The sequence below is a fragment of the Cryobacterium lactosi genome, from assembly GCF_004403945.1.
In the GTDB taxonomy this organism is placed as follows: domain Bacteria; phylum Actinomycetota; class Actinomycetes; order Actinomycetales; family Microbacteriaceae; genus Cryobacterium; species Cryobacterium lactosi.
The window spans coordinates 1-23,283 of record NZ_SOHM01000015.1 but is presented as its reverse complement, the minus strand read 5'-3'; the positions used below and the strand labels follow the sequence as shown (position 1 = coordinate 23,283).

Annotated in this window: 25 protein-coding genes; 16 read left to right on the top strand and 9 right to left on the bottom strand. The window is 68.5% G+C overall.

What is annotated here, in order from left to right; genetic code table 11:
* Positions 1-110 precede the first annotated feature (110 nt).
* The 5 genes from E3T61_RS07960 to ku form a co-directional block, all read right to left on the bottom strand.
* On the bottom strand, positions 111-662 hold the full coding sequence (locus E3T61_RS07960; protein WP_104164635.1) for a MerR family transcriptional regulator: 552 nt from the start codon (positions 660-662) through the stop codon (positions 111-113).
* A 147-nt stretch (positions 663-809) separates the two neighbouring features.
* Complete coding sequence (gene ftsR / locus E3T61_RS07955) at positions 810-1,508, bottom strand: transcriptional regulator FtsR (RefSeq protein ID WP_134640333.1); 699 nt, start codon at positions 1,506-1,508, stop codon at positions 810-812.
* Positions 1,508-1,921, bottom strand: a complete 414-nt coding sequence (locus tag E3T61_RS07950; RefSeq protein ID WP_134640454.1) for an FHA domain-containing protein — start codon at positions 1,919-1,921, stop codon at positions 1,508-1,510. Before E3T61_RS07950 ends, ftsR begins: the two co-directional genes overlap by 1 nt.
* Positions 1,922-2,042: 121 nt before the next feature.
* Positions 2,043-2,627 carry a CDP-alcohol phosphatidyltransferase family protein gene (locus E3T61_RS07945; RefSeq protein ID WP_241992452.1) on the bottom strand — a complete coding sequence of 195 codons (585 nt, stop codon included), beginning with the start codon at positions 2,625-2,627 and terminating at the stop codon, positions 2,043-2,045.
* A gap of 34 nt (positions 2,628-2,661) precedes the next feature.
* A complete protein-coding gene (gene ku, locus E3T61_RS07940) occupies positions 2,662-3,591 on the bottom strand; it encodes a non-homologous end joining protein Ku (protein WP_134640332.1) in 930 nt (309 codons plus the stop codon).
* A gap of 82 nt (positions 3,592-3,673) precedes the next feature.
* Between ku and E3T61_RS07935 the strand changes: the two genes are divergently transcribed.
* Positions 3,674-6,238, top strand: coding sequence for an ATP-dependent DNA ligase (locus E3T61_RS07935; RefSeq protein WP_134640331.1), 2,565 nt, complete (start codon positions 3,674-3,676; stop codon positions 6,236-6,238).
* Positions 6,235-7,110: a DUF1295 domain-containing protein gene (locus E3T61_RS07930; protein WP_134640330.1), complete on the top strand. Its 876-nt coding sequence runs from the start codon at positions 6,235-6,237 to the stop codon at positions 7,108-7,110. Before E3T61_RS07935 ends, E3T61_RS07930 begins: the two co-directional genes overlap by 4 nt.
* Here the strand turns inward: E3T61_RS07930 and E3T61_RS07925 are convergent.
* A complete protein-coding gene (locus E3T61_RS07925; protein ID WP_338145519.1) occupies positions 7,091-7,552 on the bottom strand; it encodes an NUDIX domain-containing protein in 462 nt (153 codons plus the stop codon). The two genes, E3T61_RS07930 and E3T61_RS07925, sit on opposite strands and share 20 nt — an antisense overlap.
* Before the next feature lie 203 nt (positions 7,553-7,755).
* On the opposite strand from E3T61_RS07925, the gene deoC reads away from it, so the two are divergent.
* A complete protein-coding gene (gene deoC / locus E3T61_RS07920) occupies positions 7,756-8,469 on the top strand; it encodes a deoxyribose-phosphate aldolase (protein WP_134640328.1) in 714 nt (237 codons plus the stop codon).
* A 113-nt stretch (positions 8,470-8,582) separates the two neighbouring features.
* Here the strand turns inward: deoC and E3T61_RS07915 are convergent, their stop codons facing one another.
* Both E3T61_RS07915 and E3T61_RS21880 read right to left on the bottom strand, forming a co-directional pair.
* A complete protein-coding gene (locus E3T61_RS07915; RefSeq protein ID WP_134640327.1) occupies positions 8,583-9,110 on the bottom strand; it encodes an adenine phosphoribosyltransferase in 528 nt (175 codons plus the stop codon).
* Positions 9,111-9,164: 54 nt separating this feature from the next.
* A complete protein-coding gene (locus E3T61_RS21880; RefSeq protein WP_166793184.1) occupies positions 9,165-9,641 on the bottom strand; it encodes a MarR family winged helix-turn-helix transcriptional regulator in 477 nt (158 codons plus the stop codon).
* Positions 9,642-9,888: 247 nt separating this feature from the next.
* On the opposite strand from E3T61_RS21880, the gene idi reads away from it, so the two are divergent.
* From idi to E3T61_RS07870, 8 genes are read left to right on the top strand one after another with little or no spacing between them, the layout of a single operon-like run.
* Positions 9,889-10,476 carry an isopentenyl-diphosphate Delta-isomerase gene (gene idi / locus E3T61_RS07905; RefSeq protein WP_241992451.1) on the top strand — a complete coding sequence of 196 codons (588 nt, stop codon included), beginning with the start codon at positions 9,889-9,891 and terminating at the stop codon, positions 10,474-10,476.
* The gene (locus E3T61_RS07900; protein WP_166793183.1) at positions 10,469-11,515 is read left to right on the top strand and encodes a polyprenyl synthetase family protein; all 1,047 of its coding nucleotides are present in this window, start codon (positions 10,469-10,471) and stop codon (positions 11,513-11,515) included. The genes idi and E3T61_RS07900 overlap by 8 nt, the downstream gene beginning before the upstream one ends.
* Positions 11,512-12,420, top strand: coding sequence for a phytoene/squalene synthase family protein (locus E3T61_RS07895; protein ID WP_134640323.1), 909 nt, complete (start codon positions 11,512-11,514; stop codon positions 12,418-12,420). The genes E3T61_RS07900 and E3T61_RS07895 overlap by 4 nt, the downstream gene beginning before the upstream one ends.
* A gap of 35 nt (positions 12,421-12,455) precedes the next feature.
* Positions 12,456-14,042 carry a phytoene desaturase family protein gene (gene crtI, locus E3T61_RS07890; RefSeq protein WP_134640322.1) on the top strand — a complete coding sequence of 529 codons (1,587 nt, stop codon included), beginning with the start codon at positions 12,456-12,458 and terminating at the stop codon, positions 14,040-14,042.
* Between the two features lie 38 nt (positions 14,043-14,080).
* Entirely contained in the window at positions 14,081-14,407 is a 327-nt protein-coding gene (locus E3T61_RS07885) for a lycopene cyclase domain-containing protein (RefSeq protein WP_420898474.1), read from the top strand.
* The gene (locus E3T61_RS07880; protein ID WP_134640321.1) at positions 14,404-14,778 is read left to right on the top strand and encodes a lycopene cyclase domain-containing protein; all 375 of its coding nucleotides are present in this window, start codon (positions 14,404-14,406) and stop codon (positions 14,776-14,778) included. The genes E3T61_RS07885 and E3T61_RS07880 overlap by 4 nt, the downstream gene beginning before the upstream one ends.
* Positions 14,775-15,683 (top strand): prenyltransferase, encoded by a 909-nt coding sequence (locus E3T61_RS07875; protein WP_134640320.1) that lies wholly within the window; start codon positions 14,775-14,777, stop codon positions 15,681-15,683. The genes E3T61_RS07880 and E3T61_RS07875 overlap by 4 nt, the downstream gene beginning before the upstream one ends.
* Positions 15,684-15,730: 47 nt before the next feature.
* Positions 15,731-16,099, top strand: coding sequence for an RNA-binding S4 domain-containing protein (locus E3T61_RS07870; protein WP_134640319.1), 369 nt, complete (start codon positions 15,731-15,733; stop codon positions 16,097-16,099).
* Between the two features lie 47 nt (positions 16,100-16,146).
* Here the strand turns inward: E3T61_RS07870 and E3T61_RS07865 are convergent, their stop codons facing one another.
* Positions 16,147-17,604 (bottom strand): lipase maturation factor family protein, encoded by a 1,458-nt coding sequence (locus E3T61_RS07865; RefSeq protein WP_134640318.1) that lies wholly within the window; start codon positions 17,602-17,604, stop codon positions 16,147-16,149.
* 190 nt (positions 17,605-17,794) lie between these two features.
* Between E3T61_RS07865 and E3T61_RS07860 the strand changes: the two genes are divergently transcribed.
* The 5 genes from E3T61_RS07860 (at position 17,795) to E3T61_RS07840 (ending at position 23,140) form a co-directional block, all read left to right on the top strand.
* Positions 17,795-18,832: a LacI family DNA-binding transcriptional regulator gene (locus E3T61_RS07860; protein WP_134640317.1), complete on the top strand. Its 1,038-nt coding sequence runs from the start codon at positions 17,795-17,797 to the stop codon at positions 18,830-18,832.
* A gap of 94 nt (positions 18,833-18,926) precedes the next feature.
* Complete coding sequence (locus tag E3T61_RS07855) at positions 18,927-20,246, top strand: ABC transporter substrate-binding protein (RefSeq protein ID WP_134640316.1); 1,320 nt, start codon at positions 18,927-18,929, stop codon at positions 20,244-20,246.
* A gap of 70 nt (positions 20,247-20,316) precedes the next feature.
* Entirely contained in the window at positions 20,317-21,186 is an 870-nt protein-coding gene (locus E3T61_RS07850) for a carbohydrate ABC transporter permease (protein WP_134640315.1), read from the top strand.
* Positions 21,183-22,058: a carbohydrate ABC transporter permease gene (locus E3T61_RS07845; RefSeq protein WP_134640314.1), complete on the top strand. Its 876-nt coding sequence runs from the start codon at positions 21,183-21,185 to the stop codon at positions 22,056-22,058. The genes E3T61_RS07850 and E3T61_RS07845 overlap by 4 nt, the downstream gene beginning before the upstream one ends.
* 2 nt (positions 22,059-22,060) lie before the next feature.
* Entirely contained in the window at positions 22,061-23,140 is a 1,080-nt protein-coding gene (locus E3T61_RS07840; protein ID WP_134640313.1) for a glycoside hydrolase family 130 protein, read from the top strand.
* Positions 23,141-23,283: the final 143 nt, after the last annotated feature.

The window sequence follows — 23,283 nt, the reverse complement described above, 5'->3', positions numbered from 1 at the left end:
GCGCTAGCGCCTCGCGCTAGCGCCTCGCGCTAGCGCCTCGCGCTCTCGCGAACTGTGAGAAAAGCCCCGAAACGCGTGCGTTTTCGGGGCTTTTCTCTCAGTTCGCGGGGCTACGAGACCTTGCGGGAGACCCGTCGGGCGGCCAGCTCGTCGGAGGGGTCGCTGGACTGGGTGTCGAGTTCGACCAGAGTGGTCTCCACCTCGCGCAGGACCTTGCCCACGGCGATGCCGAAGACGCCCTGGCCGCGGCTGACCAGGTCGATGACCTCGTCGTTGGAGGTGCAGAGGTAGACGCTGGCGCCGTCGCTCATCAGGGTGGTCTGGGCCAGGTCGTTGACACCGGACTCGCGCAGCTGGTTGACCGCGGTGCGGATCTGCTGCAGGGAGATGCCGGTGTCGAGCAGACGCTTGACAAGCTTGAGCACCAGGATGTCGCGGAAGCCGTACAGACGCTGCGAGCCGGAACCGGCGGCACCGCGAACTGTGGGCTCCACGAGTTCGGTGCGGGCCCAGTAGTCGAGCTGGCGGTAGCTGATGCCCGCAGCGCGGGCAGCGACGGCGCCCCGGTAACCGGAGTTCTCATCGAGTTCAGGCATGCCGTCGGTGAAGAGCAGTCCCTGACCGTACCGAGACGAATCGTCTCGGGGATTGAGCTCACTCATACGCGCCTCTCGGGGGTGGATGCGAACCTTCAGGCCGCACTTCAACGTTAGCGAGGCCGGGGGCCCCAACCGATGACATCCGTCCGAACGTCTCGGCGTGTCGAAAGAACCCGGAAGATTCGCTGAGCTGAACTTTCAGTGTACGACTTATTTGGTCAGGCGGCCCAGGGCCGAGCGGATGAGACTGCCCCGGATCACCTCGAGCTGGCCCGCGATCTCCACGGCCATTTCGGCGGCCTTGGCGCGACTCGAGGCGTCCTTCCGACGCGCCAGGGGAACCAGGGCGCTCTCGATCAGGCCGAGCTCGCGTTCGGCGGCCCCGCGGAAGCCGCGGAGATGCCGGGGCTCGATCCCGCTGCGTTGCAGGTCGACCAGGGCACGGAGCACCTTGAGGGCATCGTCGCCGTAGTATTCGGCGGGCACGATGATCGAGGCGGTGACGGCGTCGTGCAAAAGCGTGGAGGAGGCGCCCGACTCACGCAGCAGGTCGTCGCGGGTGTAACGCCTGGCGATGACGAGGATGCTCGGACCCGGGGCGCCGCCGCCGGGAAGCACGGGCGACAGACCGGAATCGAGGTCGTCCAGGTAGGCGCGGATGACCTTCAGGGGTAGGTAGTGGTCGCGCTGCATAGACAGGATCAGGCGCAGCCGATCCAGGTCGCCACTGTCGAACTTGCGGTAGCCGGATTCCGTGCGCGCTGGGGAGACAAGTCCCTGTTCCTCGAGGAAACGCAGTTTGGAGGGGGTCAGGTCCGGGAATTCAGGTGTCAACCGAGCCAGGACCTGGCCGATACTCAAGAGTGACGTCGCGCCCGGCAGTCTGGTCTGGGCGGAGGACGCCGGCACTAGTCGCTCGCCAGGTGTACGAGGTCGAGCCGCGAGGCGTAGAACGTGAGACGGAACTTGCCGACCTGCACTTCGGAACCGTCGGTGAGGACGGCCAGGTCGATGCGTTCGCCGTCGAAGTAGGTGCCGTTGAGCGACCCCAGGTCTTTCACCTGGAACACCCGGCCGTTGCGCAGGAATTCAGCGTGCCGGCGGGACACCGTGACGTCATCGAGGAAGATGTCGGCGTTGGGGTGTCGTCCCACCGTGGTGAGATCGCCGTCCAGGAGGAAACGGGCACCGGAGTTCGGGCCGCGGCGCACCACCAGGAGGGCGGATCCAGAGGGCAGGGCCGCAATGGCTTCCTGTTCCTCGACGGTGACATTCGCGTCGAGTGCGGCCAATGACGCCGCAAACTCCTGGCTGAACGTCATCGTCGTATCGACATTCCCCGTGGCATTCTCGGGCGCCACCCTACGCTCGGGTTCTTTCTTCTCGTCGGAATCGACCACCGTGCACCTCCTACGGGTAAATCGTATCGGATGGAAGGGGCCTTCAAGCGCGCGGCAGGCGAATCACCCGAACGGTTTCGATCGCGTAGATCACCCCGGCCCACCAGTACAGGTACGCGCCCCACAGGCCGAAGGCCCACCCGACGGGCTGGGACCACCAGGACAGCTCGGGGAACGCCTGGCCGAGCATGATCATCGGCAGTGCGTAAAAAAGGCAGAAAGTCGCCACCTTGCCCAGCTGATGCACAGGAAGCGGACCAAAACCGTGGTTGGCCAGCACAACTCCCAGACCGAGCAGGAAGACATCACGGCCGACGACGACGGCGACGATCCACCACGGCACCAGATCGCGCCAAGCCAGACCGATCAGGGCGGCGAAGATGTACAGCCGGTCCGCGGCGGGATCGAGCAGCTGGCCCAACCTGGTGATCTGCTTGAACGCGCGGGCGATGGCGCCATCGAGGAAGTCGGTGAGGCTGGCAACAGCCAGGACCAGGAGCGCCCACGCGTCCTCGCCACTGACCAACAGGCCGAGAAACACCGGAACCAGCGCCAGGCGGAGGAAACTGAGCAGATTCGGCACCGTCAGCACCCTGGAGCTGAGGTCGGTTGGAACGGGCCCGGTCACGACTCGAGTCTACCGAGGAGCCGTCGGGACCGGCTCAGGCTTGACGGCGGATCTCCGGGCCCTGATCGCCGGGGTCTGTGGCTGTCTTCTTCGCCTTCTTCTTTGCCGGTGCCGCATCGGCCTTCTGTGCCGGCTTCTTCCTGGTCTTGGCTGCGGCGGGCGTGGTATTAGCGCCGCTGGTCCGGCTGCGGTCGACGCTGCGTCGCAGGGCCTCCATCAGGTCGAGCACCTCTCCCCCGCCGGCCTCCTCCTCGGCGTGGCCGAAGGTGGCCTCGGTGTCGATCGCGTCGCCCTTGGCGAGTTTCTCCTCGATGAGTCGACGCAATTGGGCCTGGTACTCATCGGTGTAGTCGCCAGGGGTGAAGTCGTCGGCGAAAGAGTCCACGAGCGCCGCGGACAGGTCCAGTTCCCGGTCGGAGATCTTCACGGTCTGCTCCAGGGCAGGGAACTCGGCCACGCGCACCTCGTCGTCCCAGAGCAGGGTCTGCAGCATGAGAACGCCGCCGCGCACCCGGAGGGCGGCGAGCCTGGTCTTCTGCCGCAATGCGAAGTGCACGATGGCGGTGCGATCGGTCTGCTCCAGGGTGCGCAGCAGCAACACGTAGGCCTTGGGCGACGAGCCGTCGGGCTCGAGGAAGTAGCTGCGGTCGAACATGATCGGGTCCAACTGGTCGCTCGGCACGAATTCGACCACGTCGATCTCGCGGCTGCGTTCCTCCGGCAGCGCCTTGAGGTCGGCATCCGTGATGACCACGGTCTTGTCGCCGTCGGTGAATGCCTTGTCGATGTGCGCGTAGTCGACGATCTTGCCGCAGACCTCGCAGCGGCGCTGGTAGCGGATGCGCCCGCCATCCTCGTCGTGCACCTGGTGCAGTTCGACGTCGTGGTCCTCGGTCGCGCTGTAGACCTTGACCGGCACGTTGACCAGGCCGAAGGTGATGGCGCCCTTCCAGATCGATCTCATCGTTCGTCCTCCCGACCCCAGTACACACCCGTCCGAGGGCCGGAGGCTAGACCCACGGCCCGGCCGGGAGCAAGCTGGGCACATGGCAACTGGCGCGGGGGCAGCAGGCAGGTCAGCCGGGGGCGCGGACAGCGCCCACCGGGAGGTCGTGCTGGTGGGCGGCCGCCGGCTCACACTCACCCACCTGGACAAGGTCATGTACCCGGAGACCGGGACCACCAAGGCCGACATCCTCGGTTATTACGCGGCGGTCGCGGATGCCCTCATCCGGCACGCACGGGACCGGCCGGCGACCCGCAAGCGCTGGGTGCACGGTGTGGGCACGCCCCAGGAGCCCGGGCAGGTGTTCTTCCAGAAGAACCTGGGCGACGGCACGCCGGCCTGGGTCGCGCGTCGGGAACTGGCGCATACGGCACGCGTGACCGTGTACCCCCTGGTCAACGACGTGGCCACCCTCGCCTGGCTCGCCCAGATCGGCACTCTGGAGATTCACGTTCCACAGTGGCGCTTCGATACGGCTGGCGCCCCCGCCCGACCCGACCGGCTGGTGCTGGACCTGGATCCCGGCGAGGGGGTCGGCCTCGCCGAGTGCGCGGAGGTGGCCCGGTGGGCACGCGCACTGCTGTTGGACATGGGGCTGGACACCCTGCCGGTGACCAGCGGGAGCAAGGGCATCCACCTCTATTCGGCGTTGGACGGCAGCCACACCTCCGAGCAGGTGGGCCAGGTGGCGCACGAGCTGGCCAAGGCGCTCGAGGCCGACCATCCCGGCGAGGTGCTCAGCACCATGACCCGGTCGCTGCGGGCCGGCAAGGTCTTCGTGGACTGGAGCCAGAACAATGCGAGCAAGACCACCATCGCGCCGTACAGCCTGCGCGGACTGATGCGCCCCCTGGTAGCGGCGCCCAGGTCGTGGCGGGAGCTGGAGTCGCCGGGGCTTGAACAACTCGACTACCGGCAGGTGCTCAGACGGCTGGAACGGAGCCCGGACCTGCTGGGCCCAGTGGCGGACGCCATCGACGCCGGCGGCGGCGGGACGGTCGAACGAACCGACCGTCTGCAGCAGTACCGCAGCAAACGTGACGCCCGGCGGACCCCGGAGCCCGTCCCCGCCACGACACCGGCGCCGGACTCGGGTAGCGGCCAGGCAGCGTTCGTGATCCAGGAACACCATGCCAGGGCCCTGCACTTCGACCTGCGCCTCGAGCACGACGGCGTCCTGGCCTCGTGGGCGCTGCCCAAGGGGATGCCGGTCGACCCCACCCACAACCACCTGGCGGTGCGGACCGAGGACCACCCGTTGGAGTACCTCGAGTTCGAGGGTGACATTCCGGCTGGAGAATACGGTGCCGGTTCCATGTCGATCTGGGATTCCGGCAGCTATTCCTTGCAGAAGTGGCGGGACGACGAGGTCATCGTGATCCTGCACGGGCGGCCGGATGGCCCTCTGGCCGGCATCGACCGGGAATTCGCGCTCATCCGCACCGGCGAGGCCACATCACGCAACTGGCTGATCCACCTGATGAAACCGAAACGACCGGGCCCGGCCGGCGCGCGGGCACCCACACAGCTTTCCACCTCCGACCGCACCTACTCCCCCATGCTCGCCCGGCCGGGCAGCCTGCGAGACCTGTCGGCCGAGATCGACTGGACGTACGAGATGAAGTGGGATGGCATCCGCGCCCTGGCGTACGTCGAGCCCGGCGCCTCCGGGCAGGTGCGCTTGCTCACCCGCAACGGCAACGATGTGACGGCGTCGTTTCCCGAGCTCGTCGACGACCTGCGGGTGGCAGCAGATACGGGCGGGGGTCCGGGCGGCGCGGTGCTGGACGGCGAGGTCGTGGCCCTGGACTCGAAGAACCGGCCCGACTTCTCGCGGCTGCAGACCCGGCTCGGCGTCACCGACGCGCGAGCCGTGCAGGAGGCCCGGCGGCTGGCCCCCGTGCACTACTTCGTGTTCGACCTGCTCGAGCGGGACGGCACGCCGCTCGCCGACCAACCGTACTCGGCACGCCGCATCGCGCTGGAGGAACTCGTGACGGCGACCGGCGCCGTGGCCACAAGCACAGTGCCCGCCAGCACAGTGCCCACCAGTACCGTGCAGGTGCCGCCGTCGTTCAGCGGCGACGCCCAGACCGTGCTCGCCACCAGTCTGCAGCTCGGCCTGGAGGGGCTCATCGCGAAGGCGACCGGCAGCACCTATTCCAGCGGACGGCGATCCGACCACTGGGTGAAGATCAAACACGTCAAGGCGCAGGAGGTCGTGATCGGCGGCTGGCGCCCCGGGAACGGGCACCGCGGCAGCACCTTCGGCTCGCTGCTGGTGGGCATTCCCGAGCCGGGCCGACCCGGCGAGGACCCGGCCGGCCGGCTGCGCTACGCCGGGCGGATCGGTACGGGCTTTCGCGACCGTGACCTCACGATCCTGCGCCGCCGGCTCGACGAGCTCCCGGCGACGGCCAACCCGTTCGACGACGTGCCCCCTGAGGATGCGGCCGACGCCGTCTGGGTGCAGCCGGCTCTGGTGGGCGAGGCGGAGTTCGCCGAGTGGACACCGTCGGGCCGGCTGCGGCACCCCAGCTGGAGGGGCCTGCGCCCCGACAAGACACCCCTCGATGTGGTGCGTGAGGGGACGGCGCCACCATGACCACCACCGCCGCATCCGCCCTGCTGGTGTGCCTGACACTGTGTGCGGCCGCCATCGCCACGACCTGGCTCGTGTCGGTGCTCACCAGGGAGTACTCCTGGGTCGACCGGTCGTGGTCGCTGTTGCCCCCGGTGTACCTGTGGGTGTTCGCCGGCGCCGGCGGGTTGACCGACCCGCGGCTGGTGCTGATGGCGGTGCTCGGGACCCTCTGGGGTCTGCGGCTGACCTTCAACTTCGCCCGCAAGGGCGGCTACCGGCCCGGCGGCGAAGACTACCGGTGGGCGGCGCTCCGCCACCGGATGCGCCGGCGCCGCTTCGCGCTGTTCAACGCGGTCTTCATCTCCGGCTACCAGAATCTGCTGTTACTGCTCATCACGCTGCCGGCCTGGGTCGCCCTGGCGAACCCGCGGACACCCTTCGGTGCAGCCGATCTGGTCGCCGCCGGCCTGTTCCTGGTCTTCCTCGTCGGGGAGAGCGTGGCCGACCAGCAGCAATGGGACTTCCAGCGCTCGCGCTCGGTCCTCCGCGCTAGCGGCGGCACCGATCCCGGATTCCTGCGGACCGGCCTGTTCAGGTACTCCCGGCACCCCAACTACTTCTGCGAGATCGCCCAGTGGTGGGTGATGGCCGGCTTCGGCGCCATCGCCGCGGGAACCTGGCTGCAGGCGGGCTCCCTGGGCGCGGTGCTTCTGACCGTGCTGTTCGTGGGGTCGATCGCCTTCACCGAGAGCATCTCGGTCTCGCGGCACACCGGGTATCCCGCCTATCAACGCCGGGTCTCTGTGCTGGTGCCGTGGCCGCCGCACCGAGCGGCGACCGGCGCGGTGAGCGCATCCGCCGGCGACGATCCGGTCAGGCGAGGCGGCCCCTGAGCGCCGGCCAGCTGGCGGCGAAGCCCGGATGCAGCGGCAGCAGCTCCACCTCCGCCGGTGGCACCCAGCGCAGCGCGATGCTCTCGGTATCGCTGATCACCGGCTCGAAGGGCTCGATGGCCCGCACAACCACCGTCGTGTACGACCAGAAACCGAGGTCGACCACCGAGCTGAAGTTCAGCCTGAGCAGATGGGCGGGCACACCGGCCTCCTCGCCGGCCTCCCGGACCGCGGCGTCGAAGGCGCTCTCGTTCTCGTGCCTGGCCCCACCGGGCACGCCCCAGGTGCCACCCTGATGGCTCCAGATGGCGCGGTGTTGCAGGAGGACTCCACGGTCGGGATGGTGCACCAGGAGGCCGGCCGCCCCGTAGACGCCCCAGAACCTGGCACCGTCAGGCCCGTAGACCCATGCATCACCACTGCCGCTCGATGTGCCGCTCAACCTGCCGCGACTGCTGCTGCCGCCACCGCTTTCGCTACTCCCACTGCCGCTCATATGTTGCTGCCGCCCATTGTTGCTGCCGCTCATCGAACACCGCCGCTCATTCCTTAAGCATGCCGCACCCGCCAGGGAACAGCAGCCGCACCCCGGGTAAGATCGAGCCAGGCGGACACCCCACCGCCCCTCCCAAAGGACTTACGAGCATGACGACTTCCACACCTGCCTCCGCACTGACCGTCGCCGACCTGGCCCGGTACATCGACCACACCCTGCTCAAGCCCGAGGCCACCCAGGCCGACGTCGCCGCCCTCATCGCCGAGGCCGTTGAGCTGGGCGTCTACTCGGTCTGCGTGTCACCGTCGATGCTGCCCCTGACCATCCCCGTGGATGCCGACCTCAAGGTCGCCGTCGTCTGCGGTTTCCCCAGTGGCAAACACGCCAGCTCGATCAAGGCCGCCGAGGCCGCCCTGGCCGTGTCACAGGGTACCGATGAGGTCGACATGGTCATCGACATCGGAGCGGCCAAGGCCGGCCGGTTCGACCTGGTCGAGGCCGACATCAGCGCCGTGCGCGCCGAGATCCCCGCTCCGCTGATCCTCAAGGTGATCATCGAATCCGCCGCCCTCACCGACGACGAGATCGTGGGCGCCTGCCGGGCCGCCGTGGCCGCCGGAGCCGACTTCGTCAAGACCTCGACCGGGTTCCACCCGGCCGGCGGTGCTACCGTGCACGCTGTTCGCCTCATGGCGGCAACCGTGGCCGGCGCGGCGCGCGTCAAGGCCTCCGGCGGAGTACGCAGCCACGCCGACGCCCTCGCCATGATCGACGCCGGCGCCAGCCGCCTCGGCGTGTCGGGAAGCAGGGCCGTGCTCTCCGGTGCACCGGTCGAGCCCTCGGCCAACCCCGCCGCCTACTAGTACCCACCCGCTGCACAGGCGCCGGACAGGGCGGGCGCATCTGCTGCCGCAGCGGCCATGTGCGCCCGGCACACCGGACGCAATTGTCCGCACGGTGACCAGGTGCGTTCGGCCTAGACCGAAACGATCGTGTGCACGGGAACGCCGCCGATGCGGCTGCGCCCGTCGAGTTCGGCCAGCTCGAGCACAACACCGACGCCGATCGTCACATAGCCGGCCCGTTCGATGAGCCGGGCGGTCGCCGCGACGGTGCCGCCGGTGGCGAGCACGTCATCGACGATGAGCACCCGGGAGCCGGCGGGCAATTGCCCGACCTCCACTTCGAGTCGCGCGGATCCGTACTCCAGGTCGTATTCCTCGGTGAGTACGATGCCGGGCAGCTTGCCACCCTTCCGCACAGCGAGCACCGCACACTCGGCGGCGTAGCCGATGCCGGCCGCGAGCAGGAATCCGCGCGCCTCAATGCCCGCCACGGCATCGAACTGGCCGCTGTACCGGTCGCTCAGGTCGTCGATGATGGCCCGGAACGCCACGGCGTCGGCGAACACCGGGTTGAGGTCGCGGAACAGGATCCCGGGGAGCGGGAAGTCCGGGTACGAGGCGAGGAGGGTGTGCACGTGCTGGGCGGCGGGAACAATCACGTGCTCAAGGGTACCGCGCGGCCTCGCCGCCCTCAGGCCTCAGTCGGGGCCGGCTTACTCTGTGGATCGGGCCGGTTCTGCGGGTGAAGGCGACTCAGTCGGCTCGTCCATCGCGCCGCTGAGCTCGTCGAGGAAGCTCACCACGGCGCGCTGCTCCGGCGCAGTGAGCCTCTCGGCAGCGGCGAGCATGCGCTGGTGCGCCGCCCCCAGTGCGCGCCGGATCTCGTCGTGGGCGCGTCGGGTGGCGTGCAGCACCTGCGCCCGCCGGTCGCTCGGGTGCGGTTCGCGGTGGAGCCGGCCGGCGGCCTCAAGACGGGAGAGCAGCTTGGCCGTGGCGGCGGAGGAGATGCCCAGGAAGACGCTCAGGTCTTTCGGGCCGATCGACTCCGAACGCTCCTCGGCCGCGATCAGGTGGCGCAGAGCGACCAGGTCGGAATCGTTCATCTCCATGTCGGAGCGCGCCTTGATGCGCATGGCCACGTCGGCCGCACGGAAGCGGCGCACAGCCCGCAGGACATCCACGGCGCTCACGGGCGCGGTGCTGGCAGGCGCTGAAGCTGGAGGCACGGTGCTGGCAGGCGCGGAAGTGGCAGGCACGGTACCCCCAGATGTGGCTACGCCGGCGGCGGACTTCGGGTACCAGTAGCCCCGCGATCGGGGTCGTCTCAGCTCGGCGGCGGGTTCGACGTCGGCGGGCATAGAGACCATGCTAGCCTCAATTATCGCTAACTCGGTTAGGTACTTTTTCGGGTATCTTGGCTGCACAAGAGGGAGTCCCGTGATGCACACAGCAGAATCCACCATCGAGCGTGCCGGTGACCAGCAGACCGGCGGCAGCGGGTTTGTGGACGATCTGGTCGTCCTCCTCGACCAGAACGGCCGCGAGATCGGTACGGCTCCCAAGAGCAGCGTCCACGGCGCCGACACCTCCCTGCACCTGGCGTTCTCCTGCTACGTGTTCAACGACCGCGGCGAGGTCCTGATCACCCGAAGGGCCCTGACCAAGAAGACCTGGCCGGGCGTGTGGACCAATTCGTTCTGCGGCCACCCGGCCCCGGCCGAGACACTGCCCGATGCCGTGCGGCGCCGCGCAGACTTCGAGCTTGGCCTGGCGGTGACCGGTATCGACCTGGCCTTGCCCCTGTTTCGCTACCGCGCGACCGACAGCAGCGGCATCGTCGAGAACGAGGTCTGCCCGGTGTACCTGGCCGTGGCGACGGGCGACCCGGTGCCCAACCCCGACGAGGTGATGGAGTTCACCTGGACCGACCCGGAGACCCTGCGTGGCTCCGTGCTGGCCAGCCCATTCGCCTTCAGCCCCTGGATGGTGCTGCAGATGCGGGAACTGGAGACCTTCCGTGCATGAGATCCAGACGCTCGGCGTCGAAACAGAGCTGCACCGGTTTTTTGCCGCGGCCCGGCTGCGCGCCAGCGACTACGGAGACCATTACGTCGCTCTGTGGGATTCCCTCGACCAGGCCAGCCGCGGCGGCAAGCGCGTGCGGCCCGCCCTGGTGCTCGCCGCCTATGACGCTTTCGGCGGCACCGACCACACCCTGTCCACCCCGGTCGCGGTGAGCTTCGAGCTGCTGCACACGGCGTTCCTGATCCACGACGACGTGATCGACCGCGACCTGTCACGCCGCGGGAAGGCCAACATCGCCGGCCGGTTCACCGAACGCGCCATCGCGCACGGGGCCCAGAGCGCCCAGGCTGAGGCCTGGGCCGCGACGGCAGCCATCCTCGCCGGCGACCTCGCACTGAGCGAGGCCCATCGCGCGCTCGCCCTGCTGCCGGTGTCCGCCGAACTGCGCGGCCGGCTGCTCGACCTGCTTGACCGGGCCGTGTTCGTCTCGGCCGCGGGCGAGCTGGCGGATGTGACCAACACGGTCAGCCGGGACCCCCTCACGATCGACCAGGTCATCACGACGCTCGAACACAAGACGGCGATCTACTCCTTCGAGGCTCCCCTGCAGGCCGGTGCCGTGCTCGCCGGGGCACCAGAGGAGGCCATCGACGCCCTCGGCCGGTTCGGCCGCCTGATCGGCGTCGCCTTCCAGCTCACCGATGACCTGCTGGGCGTTTTCGGCGACCCGGACAGCACTGGTAAGAGCGTCATCGCGGACCTCCGCGAGGGCAAGCAGACCGCGCTCATCGCGCACGCCGGCGCCACCGACAGGTGGCCCCTCATCGCACCCTTTCTGGGCAAGAGCGACCTCACCGATGCCGAGGCGGACCTGGTGCGCGGCCATCTGCGGGACTGTGGCGCGCCGGAGACCGCGGATGCCCTCGCTCGCGAGTACGCCAGCCGCGCGGTGGATGCCCTGCAGGGACCGCTGATGCCCGACACCCTGCGCACCACCCTCACCCAGTTGGCGCTGAGCGCTGTGACGCGGCAGAAATGAGCCGCGACACGCTCGGGCCGGCCGTCGGAGCCCCGTCCACCGGTCTGGCCAACTACAACGCGGCGGCCCTGGCCAGCGCCACCACGGTGATCGGGCAGTACTCCACATCGTTCGGGCTGGCCGCGCGACTCCTGGCCCCCGGTGTGCGCGAGGAGGTGCGCAGCATCTACGCGCTCGTGCGCATCGCCGACGAAATCGTGGACGGCGCCGCCAGCGGAGCCGGCATCGACCTGGCCGGTCAGCGCGAGCTGCTCGACGACCTCGAACAGGAAACCGAGCGCGCGATGGCGCGCGGCTTCAGCACCAACCTCGTGGTGCACGCCTTCGCCGTCACCGCACGACGGGTGGGCATCGAACCGGCCCTCACCCGGCCGTTCTACGCTTCGATGCGGCGGGATCTCGACCCGGCCCCGTTCACGGCGGCCAGTGTGGCCGAGTACATCTACGGCTCGGCCGAGGTCGTCGGGCTGATGTGCCTGCGCAGCTTCCTGCGGGACTCCCCGCGGTCACCGGAGGACCAGGAAATTCTCGAACACGGCGCGCGCAGCCTCGGCGCCGCGTTCCAGAAGGTCAATTTCCTGCGCGATCTGGCCGCCGACCGGGATGCGCTCGGCCGCAACTACTTCCCGGGCGTCGACCTCACCCGGCTCACCGAACCGCAGAAGCAGCTGCTGCTCGACGATATGGATGCAGACCTCGAGGCCGCCGAACGCGTGCTGCCGATGCTGCCGACGAGCAGCCGACGCGCCGTCACTGCCGCCCACCGGCTGTTCGCCCGGTTGTCTGCGAAACTGCGGGAGACCCCCGCCCACGCTTTGATGAGCACCCGCGTGCGGGTGCCGGATCCGGAGAAACTGATGATCGCCCTCTCGTCCTCGCTCGGCCCGCAGGCGTGGCGACGGTGAGCGGCCCGGCCGGACGCACCCAGACCACAACCCCCTTGACCCGCACTGTCGTGATCGGCGGCGGTATCGCCGGCCTGGCCAGCGCGGCACTTCTGGCCAAGGAGGGTCACCAGGTCACCCTGCTGGAGGCCCACGACACCCTCGGCGGCCGCGCCGGTTTCTGGGAGGCCGACGGCTTCCGCTTCGAAACCGGACCGTCCTGGTACCTCATGCCCGAGGTGTTCGAGCACTTCTACAGGCTGATGGGCACCAGCGCGGCCGAACAGCTGCAGCTGACCAGGCTGGACCCCGGCTACCGGGTGTTCTTCGAATCGGACTCAGAGCCCGTGGACGTGCGCGCCGAACGGGCCGACAACATCCGCCTGTTCGACACCCTCGAACCCGGCGGCGGTAAAAAACTGGAGAAGTACCTGGCCAGCGCGAAAGAAACCTACGATATGGCCGTGGCCAGGTTCCTCTACACGAGTTTCGCCTCGTTCAAGCCGCTGCTGGTGCGCGACGTGCTCTCCCGGATGGGTCGGCTTGGCCGGCTGTTGCTGCAGCCGCTGGACAAATTCGTGGCCGGCTACTTCCGCGATCCCCGGATCCGCCAGATCCTCGGCTACCCCGCGGTGTTCCTCGGTTCCTCCCCCGACCGCACCCCGTCGATGTACCACCTGATGAGCCACCTCGACCTGGCCGACGGCGTGCTCTACCCGCAGGGCGGCTTCACCCGACTGATCGAGAGCATCGTCGACCTGGCCCGCGAGGCCGGCGTCACCATCGAGACCGGGGCCACGGTGCAGGCGATCCGCTCAGGTCCCACGCCGGCGGGCCGGCGTGCCAAGGCCGCGGTCGAGGGCGTCACCTATACAAACGCGGCCGGTGAGACCGTGCGACTGGATGCCGACCTGGTCATCTCGGCCGCAGACCTGCACCACACCGAAACCGAACTGGTCGAGCCGGCCAAGCAGACCTACCCGGAAAGCTGGTGGCGAAAGCGCACCTCCGGCCCCGGCGCCGTGCTGGTGTTGCTGGGTGTCAGCGGCGAACTGCCCAAGCTCGCCCACCACACCCTGTTCTTCACCGAGGACTGGGCCGACAACTTCGACCGCATCTTCGGGAAAGAGACCTCGGTGCCCAACCCGGCATCGTTCTACGCCTGCCTGCCCAGTGCGACAGATCCCGGCGTGGCCCCCGACGGCGCCAGCAACATGTTTCTGCTCATCCCGGTGCCCGCCGACACCGGCATCGGCCACGGCGGTATCGACGGGGCCGGTTCGGCCACGGTCGAAGGCATCGCGGATGCCGCGATCGGCCAGCTGGCCGAGTGGGCAGGAATCCCCGACCTTGCCGAGCGCATCCTGGTGCGGCGAACGATCGGACCGGCCGACTTCGCCGACAACCTCAATTCCTGGAAGGGCGGGGCGCTCGGACCGGCACACACTCTCAAACAGAGCGCGTTCTTCCGCGGCACCAATGTGTCCAAGCACATCGACGGCCTGTACTACGCCGGGGGCACAACGATTCCCGGCATCGGCCTGCCGATGTGCCTGATCAGCGCCGAAATCTTGCTCAAGCGGATTCGCGGGGACGTGAGCCTCGGCCCGCTGCCCGAGCCCCGGCCCGCCGTTCTGCGTTGACTGGACGGATGTTGACCGGACGGATGGTGGCCTGAGCGATGCTGGGTTTCGCGTATCTGCTCGCCCTGCTGGTGTCGCTGACCGGGATGGTGGTCCTCGACCGCCGTTTCGGCCTGTTCTTCTGGCGGGCCCCCCGCGCCGCGGCCGTCGTGCTCGCGGCGGGGGTGCTGTTCTTCTTGGCCTGGGACCTGGTCGGCATCTCCGCCGGCATCTTCTACCGCGGTGAAACCGCGTTCATGACCGGGCTGCAGGTGGCGCCGGAGCTGCCTATCGAAGAGGTCTTCTTCCTCACCTTCCTCTGCTATCTGTTCATGAATGCCCTGCAGGGCGCCCGGGTGCTGCTGGAGCGGGGGCACGCCTCGTGAGCTACCTCGGACTGAACGCCGTGTTCCTTGGTCTCGCGGCGCTCGTGGCCGCCGTGGCGCTGTGGCGGCGGCCGGCTTCGAGACGGCTCTACGTCGCATCCGGGCTCGCGCTGGTCGCTGTGCTCGTGCTCACCGCGGTCTTCGATAACATCATGATCGGGGTGGGGCTCGTCGCGTACGACCCGGCTCTGATCTCCGGAGTGTTCGTGGGGATCGCGCCCGTGGAGGACTTCGCGTATCCCGTGGCCGCGGCCCTGCTGCTGCCCGCCGTCTGGTCGCTGCTCGGCGGCGATGCCCGGCGTCCGACGGCCGGACGCGCCGAACACACGGCATTACCCGCAGCACCACCCGCAGAAGGACAGGACGCATGACCGAGGCGATTCACCCCACCGGCCCCACCGGACTCGGCCACACCGTCCGACAGGTGCTGCTGTCCTCTCGTCCGCTCAGCTGGATCAATACGGCCTTCCCGTTCGCCGCTGCGTATGTCGTGACGACGGGCCGGGTCGATGCGCTCCTGGTGGTGGGCACCCTGTTCTTCCTGATCCCGTACAACCTGCTGATGTACGGCATCAACGACGTCTTCGACTACGAGTCCGACCTGCGCAACCCCCGCAAGGGCGGCGTCGAGGGCGCCATGCTCGATCCGGGCATGCACCGCACGGTGCTGATCTCCGGCGTGGCGACGGCGCTGCCGGTGCTGCTGCTGATGCTCGTCCTGGCCGGTGCCAACCCCTGGTCGTGGGTGGTGCTCGCGATCAGCCTGTTCGCCGTGGTCGCCTACTCGGCGCCTGGCTTGCGCTTCAAGGAGCGGCCGGTGATGGACTCGGTCACCTCGAGCGTGCACTTCGTCAGCCCGGCGGTCTACGGCCTCGCCGTGGCCGGAGCCCTGGTCACGCCCGACCTGGTGGCGCTGCTGGCGGCGTTCTTCTTCTGGGGCATCGCCAGTCACGCCTTCGGCGCCGTGCAGGATGTCGAACCCGACCGGCAAGGCGGTATCAGCTCCATCGCCACGGCGTTCGGCGCCGCTCAGACCGTGCGCCTGGCGATCGGTTTCTGGCTGCTCGCCGGGCTGCTGATGCTCGTCACCGACTGGCCCGGGCCGCTTGCCGCCTTTCTGGTAATCCCGTACATTCTCGCCGCCTGGCCCTACCGGTCGATCAGCGACGCCGAGTCCGAACGGGCCAACAACGGCTGGAAGCGATTCCTGCGCCTGAACTTCTTCACCGGGTTCCTGGTGACCATGCTGCTCATCCTCTGGGTCGTGCTGCGCTGACCAGGCGCTGCGCTGACGACCTGCCGGCGCCCGCGTAGAGTCGAGGCATGGAATTGCTGAGCGCACGAGTGGACAGCTGGGCGTGGGCGGTGCGAATGTACAAGACCCGTTCGCAGGCCACAGCGGCCTGCCGGGCCGGGCACGTGCGGGTGAACGGCGAACGGGCCAAGTCGGCCCAGGCCATCAAGCCGGGCGACGAGGTGCGGATCCGGGCCAACGGCTTTGATCGGGTTCTCGTGGTCTCGCGAATCATCGTGAAACGGGTGGGCCCGAGTGTGGCCGCCGAATGCTTCGTGGACAACACGCCGCCCCCGCCCCCACGCGAAGAGGTGGCCCTGGTGCCCATGCGCGACCGTGGGGCCGGCCGGCCCACCAAGCGCGAGCGTCGCGAGATCGAAGAGCTGCGCGGACACTGAGCAGTCCGGCTGCCCGCCCTGTCCGGCTCTAGCGTTCGGCTGACGGACTACTCAGGCGGCAGGGTCACCGGCGGCACCAGGGTACCCACCTCGGTGCGGACCCACCACACCTGCTCGGCCCGCCGCTCGGCGGGCGTGCTGAACCTATAGCGGAACACCCGGGCGCGCACGAACCGGGGCGGCTGCCCGGCGAACGGATCGTGCGCGAGCAGCCGCAGGGTGGCCGGGTCCGCCTGCAACAACCGGGCCAGGAACGCCTCGAACCAGGCCGTGTCGCGGGAGCCGAGCGCCAGGAACCACATGAGCCAGTCCAGGCGCAGGTGATAGGGGGCGAACTGCCCGGGCAGCCGGGCCGGGTCGCCGGGCTTGCCGCGGAATTCGTATGCCCGCCAGGCCGTGGCGTCCTGCGGGTCCGCGGAGGCGCCGCCCTCGACGATCACCTCGAACCGCTCCTTGGTGACGGTGCCGAACGCACCGTAGGCGTTGACCAGGTGGAACGGATTGAAGCTCGCGTTCATCAGCTGGCGGCGCCGGAACAGGTTGCGGGCCGGCCAGTAGCTCAGCACCAACAGCAGAACGACCACCGCGAGCACCACCACCACGAACCAGAGCGGCTGCTCCCCCGGCACCGTGCTCCCGCCGGGCGGCGCCGCCCGCAGACCGGGCAGGATCAGGCCGCCCAGCCAGCGGAAGGACGCGTCGTCGACGGCCGCGAACGCCAGCACGATGGTGATCCAGTTGAGCCAGGCGAAGTTACCGGTGACCACCAGCCACAGTTGGCTGAGCACGATCAGGCCCGCCGCGATCGACGCCACCGGCTGCGGGGCGAAGAGCAGGAGAGGCAGACCGAGCTGCACGGCGTGGTTGGCGAGCACCTCACCCCGGTGGAACCAGCGGGGCAAGTGGTGCACGAACCAGCTCACCGGGTTGGGCATCGGCTGGGTCTCGTGGTGGTAGAACAGCGCGGTGAGGTCACGCCATTCGCGGCCGCCCCGCAGTTTGATGAGGCCGGCGCCGAATTCCAGGCGGAATACCAGCCAGCGCAGGAACAGGAGCACCGGAAGCGGGGTGGCGACGGCGTTGGAGCCGAGGAACGCGACGATGAACCCGGCCTCGACCAGCAGGCTTTCCCAGCCGAACGAATAGAAGGTCTGCCCGACGTTCACGATCGAGAGGTAGCCGGCGAAGAGCAGCAGGAAGACGAGCATCGGGAGCCAGGCGGGGCCGAGCTGGGCCAGGCCCAGCACCACGGTGGCGGCCAGGGTTGAACCGGCCCAGGTGAGGGCGCGGAGCATGCGGTCGGAGTAGCGCCAGTGGAACAGGCTGGGCGCCCGCCGGAACGGGACTACGGCAGTGAACCGCCGGACGGGGAGCAGGCCGGTGTCGCCGAGCAGCGCCGGGAACTGGTTGTGGGCGGATACGAATGCGATCAGGAAGATTGCCGCGATACCCCGCTGCAGGATCTCTCGCGCGAGGGTGTAGTCCCCCGTAGCGAACCAGTCCATGGTGCAGATCACCCTAGGCCCGCACAGCCACCGCCTCAAGGCCACGCGCCTCAAGGCGGCTGACTCAGTGCGGGCGCCCGTTGGCTGGCAGAAACTGCTTGACGGCACTTCTAAACCGGTATAGATTTAGCCTAAACCGGTTAAGGCGCTCATGCGCCGGACCCGGACCCGCCATCAACGAGGAGGCCCCATGGATCCCGCCCAGGATTCCAGCAAGGTGACGATCGCCGACGTGGCCAGGGAAGCCGGGGTCAGCAAGGGCCTCGTCTCGTTCGCGCTCAACGACCGGCCCGGCGTGTCAGCCGAAACGCGTGCGCGCATCCTGCAGGTCGCCGGGACTCTCGGCTGGACCCCGTCACTGCGGGCCAGGTCACTGTCGTCCAAGCGGTCATTCGCCCTCGGCTTCGTCATCGCCAGAGACCCCGAGGTGCTCGGTTCCGACCCGTTCTTCACCTCGTTCATCGCCGGCGTCGAGACCGTCCTCGCGCCGGAGGGCCTCGCCCTGGTGCTCAGCGTGGTTCCGGACGCGTCGACCGAACTGGCCACCTATCGGACCCTCGTGACCGACGGCAGGGTCGACGGCGTTTTTCTCAGCGACCTGCGGCAGGACGACGTGCGCATCCCGTACCTGTCCGAACTCGGACTGCCGGCCGTGACCCTCGGTCGCCCCGACCAGCTCAGCCCGTTCCCGTCGGTGTCGATCGACGACACCAATGGGATCAGAGAATCGGTGCGGCACCTGGCCGCTCTCGGGCACCGGCGGATCGCCCATGTGGCCGGCAGCCCCGCGATGCTGCACGGCAACCGGCGCAGGGCCGCCTTCACCGCCGCCATGCGCGACGCCGGATTGGGCGACGGGCAGGTCGTCGAGACCGACTTCTCGATCTCGGCAGGGGCGGATGCCACGCGCCGGCTGCTCCGTCAGGACCAGCCGCCCACTGCCATCGTCTTCGCCAACGACCCGATGGCCATCGCCGGCATCGGCGTCGCCCAGGAACTCGGGGTGAGCGTACCTGACGACCTCTCGATCACCGGGTTCGACGACATCGAATTCGCCCGGTACGTCTACCCCGCGCTCACCACGGTGGGCGCGACCCCGATGGTCTGGGGCCGGGCGGCCGCGACCACCCTGCTTGGGCTCATCCGAACCGGGTCCGCCGACGACATCGAGCTTCCCGCCGCCCGCCTCATCATCCGAGGTTCGGCGGCAGCGCCGACATCCCACTGATTCGGGTCCCGCCGAGACCCGCCTCACTCACACGTACCGCCGGCACAAAACATGCCGCAGCAGAGCTGCTGCGGAATCATGAATGGAGAACGACATGCACCACAACATCCGCCCGCACACCACTCCCCGAAACGGCAGGCGACTCGTGGCCGCCGCCGTCACGTCCGCAGCCATGGTCGTCGCCCTCGGCGCCTGCTCCAGCGGCGGCAGTTCGGGTGGCGCCGACTCCAGGGGTGACATCACCATCTGGTATTCGAACAACGAGAACGAGGTGCTCTGGGGCAAGCAGATGGTCGAGGCCTGGAACGCCGACCACCCCGACGAGCAGGTCAAGGCCCAGGAGATCCCGGCCGGCAAGAGCAGCGAAGAAGTCATCGGCGCCGCCATCACCGCCGGCAACGCCCCCTGCCTGGTCTTCAACACCGCCCCGGTAGCGGTGCCGCAGTTCCAGAAGCAGGGCGGGCTGGTGGACCTCAGCAGTTTTGAGGACGGCGACGCCTACATCGAAGAGCGCACCGGCGACCTCGCCGACCAGTACCAGAGCGACGACGGCAAGTTCTACCAGATGCCGTGGAAATCCAACCCGGTGATGCTGTTCTACAACAAGGACCTCTTCGCCGCGGCAGGGCTCGACCCGGAGAACCCCGCGCTGGGCACCTACGAGGAGTTCACCGCCACCGCACGCACCCTGGTCTCCAGCGGCGCGGCGGAGTACGCGATCTACCCCTCGCCCACGAGCCAGTTCTTCCAGAGCTGGTTCGACTTCTACCCGACCTACGCGGCCGAGACCGATGGCAGCCTCCTCATTGAGGACGGCGAATCCACCTTCAACTCGGACGAGGGCGTCGCGGTCGGCGAGTTCTGGAAGACCCTGTACGCCGAGGGTCTTGCGGGCAAGGAGCAGTACCAGGGCGACTCGTTCGCCGACGGCAAGGCCGCCATGTCGAGCGCAGGCCCCTGGGCCGTTTCGGTCTACAAGGATGCGGTGAACTGGGGAGCGGTGACCTTCCCCACCAGCGCCGGCACCCCGGCCGAGGAGGCGTACACCTTCAGCGATGCGAAGAACGTGGGAATGTTCACGGCCTGCGAGAACCAGGCCACGGCCTGGGACGTGCTGAAGTTCGCCACCAGCGAGGAGCAGGACGGACAGCTCCTCGAGCTGACCGGCCAGATGCCGCTGCGGGCCGACCTCACCAGCGCCTACCCCGAGTACTTCGCGGCCAACCCGGCCTACGAGCAGTTCGGTGACCAGGCGTCGCGCACGGTCGAGGTACCCCAGGTAGCCAACTCCGTCGCCGCCTGGCAGGCATTCAGGGACGCGTGGACGAAGCACGTCATCACCGGCGAGGGCGACGTCGCCGACGCCTTCGACGCTGCCGCCGACAAGGTCAACGAACTGATCGCGCAGCCGTAACGCTCATGTCCACGACAGTCTCACCCGAGAGCGTCACCCCGAACCCCGCCGGGGCCGCAGACGCCAGTGGCTGGGCAAGAACCCGCTCGGGCTCGTGCTCAGCGCTCCATACCTGGTCTTCGTGCTGCTGGTCTTCGCGTATCCCTTGGTCTTCGCGTTCTACATGTCGTTCCACGACTACTTCTTCGCCGCCCCCGGCGCCGTGGTGGACCGACCGTTCGTGGGACTGGCGAACTTCCAGGAGGTGCTCTCCGATCCCGCGATCATCCGGTCGTTCGGCAACGTCGGCATCTTCCTGCTGATCAACGTGCCGCTCACTGTGGTGCTCTCGCTCGTGCTCGCGACGGCCCTGAACAAGGTCGTCCATGCCCGCACCTTCCTGCGGGTGGCCTTCTACGTGCCGTACGTCACGGCCAGCGTGGCCGTGGTCGGAGTCTGGATCTTCCTGTTCAGCGGCAACGGCCTGGTCAATCAGATCCTCGGCCCACTGGCCCCCGACCCGGCCTGGCTGATCAACGAGCAGTGGGCGATGCCCACCATCGCCATCTTCGTCACCTGGAAGGGCATGGGCTTCTTCATCCTGCTCTACCTGGCCGCCCTGCAGAACGTCTCCGAGGAGCTCTACGAGGCCGCGGCGACCGACGGTGCCGGCAAGATCCGCATGTTCTTCTCGATCACCGTGCCCGGCGTGCGGCCCGCGACAGTGCTGGTGCTCCTGCTGGCCACCGTGACCGGCGCGAACCTGTTCACCGAGCCGTACCTACTCACCGGCGGTGGCGGCCCGAACGGCGCCTCGTCGTCGCCCGTGCTGCTGATGTATCAGCGCGGCATCGAACAGGGCGCGCCAGACATCGCCGCCGCGATCGGGGTCATCCTCGTGATCGGTGTGCTCATCCTGGCGTTCATTCAACGCAAGCTGGCCGGAGGGGACGAATCATGAGTACCGTCGCACGCTCCAGGACCCGCAAGGTCGACGGCTTGAGCCGTGGCCAGAACATCCTGCGCTACGTCGTGCTGTTCGCGGGCGCCCTGGTGTTCCTGTTCCCGTTCTACTACATGGTGATCGGTTCGCTGCAGACCGAACCGGACTCGACGGTGGCCGGGGCCTTCCCGAACCCGGCGAACATCACCGGCGAGAACTACGCCGCCATCAACAGCCGCATCGACCTGTTGCAGGGCCTGGCGAATTCCGGCATCTTCGCCGGCGGTGTCATCCTCTGCACCGTCGTGTTCGGTGTGCTGGTGGGCTACGCCCTGGCGCAGCTGCAGTGGCGCGGCCGCGGCATCACCTTCGCTCTCGTGCTGCTCGTGCAGGTGGTGCCGTTCCAGCTGCTGATGATCCCGCTCTACGTGATGATCGCCAGGGACTACGGCCTGGCCGACAACTACCTGGGCATGATCCTGCCGTTCGCGATCAACTCGACGGCGGTGCTCATCTTCCGGCAGTACTTCCTGCAGGTTCCCCGGGCACTCTTCGACGCGGCCAGGATCGACGGCGCCGGCGAGCTCAAGATCCTCTGGAGCATCGCGTTACCGCTCGTGCGGCCGGCCCTGCTGACAGTTGTGCTGCTCACCTTCATCGGCCCGTGGAACGAGTTCCTCTGGCCGTTCCTGATCACCAAGGAGGCCTCGCTGCAACCGCTCGCGGTCTCGCTGGCGAATTACCTCACCAACGTCGCGGCCACCGCGGCGAATCCGTTCGGCGCGATCCTGGCCGGCGCCTGCGTGCTGGCCGCCCCCGCGGTCGTGCTCTTCATCCTGTTCCAACGGCACTTCGTCTCGAGCGACATCGGCTCGGGCGTGAAAGGTTAGTCATGAGTTCCACCACCACCACCACATTCCCGTACACCCTCACCAGGATGGGCGTCATCATGTCGCCGGAGGACGGCAACGCCCTCGAAGCCGAGGGCGTGCTCAACCCGGGCACCGGGCACACGCCGGACGGCACCCTGTACCTGCTCCCCCGCCTTGTCGCCACCGGCAACGTCTCCAGGGTGGGGCTGGCCCGGGTGATCATCGAGGACGGGGTGCCCACCGGCGTCGAGCGTGAGGGCGTGGTTCTCGCACCGGACCGGGGCTGGGAGCGCGGCGCGAACAACGCCGGCGTCGAGGACCCGCGGGTGACCTTCATCCCGCGTCTCGGGCTGCACGTGATGACCTATGTCGCCTACGGGCCGCTCGGCCCCCGCACCGCCGTGGCGGTCTCCGATGACCTGCGCGAGTGGCGTCGGCTGGGGCCGGCCCTGTTCGCCTACGACGAGTCCCTGGACATGGACCTCAACCTGTTCCACAACAAGGACACCGTGTTCTTCCCCGAGCCGGTCACCGCACCGGACGGGGTGGAGAGCTTCGCGGTGCTGCACCGGCCGATGTGGGATCTGGAGGAGACCAAGCCCGGCGAAGGCATCCGGGTGCCGGCCGGGGTCACCGACCAGCGTCAGAGCATCTGGATCAGCTACGTGCCGGTCGCCGACGCGCTGGCGGATGTCTCCGCGCTCACCTTCTGGCGCGGGCACCGGTTTCTGGCCGGCCCCGAGTTCGCGTTCGAGGAACTCAAGATCGGCGGCGGCCCGGCACCGCTGCGCGTTCCGGAGGGCTGGCTGCTGCTGCACCACGGCGTGACGGGCATCCTCGCCCGCGCATTCGACCAGCAGCAGAAGGTGAACTACGCCGCGGGCGGCATGATCCTGGACGCCGACGACCCCACGATCGTGCTCAGCCGCACCAGCGAGCCGCTGCTGAAGGCCGAGACCGCCGATGAGACCAGCGGCATCGTGCCGAACGTGGTGTTCCCCACCGCCATCGAGGAGATCGAGGGCCAGCTCTACGTGTTCTACGGCATGGCCGACTCGAAGATCGGCGTGGCCCGGCTCGATCGCCGCGTCGCCGAGTAGGCACCACGGGCCGCAACTGTTGCCCGTTCGGACATTTGCGCCCGGTACGCGGTATTTGTCAACCTGTTTGAGACAGGTTGGGTTTGGGTTTCTTGCGGGGGTCGTTGATGCAGGCCCGGCCCGGTAGGGCCGGGGGCTTGGGT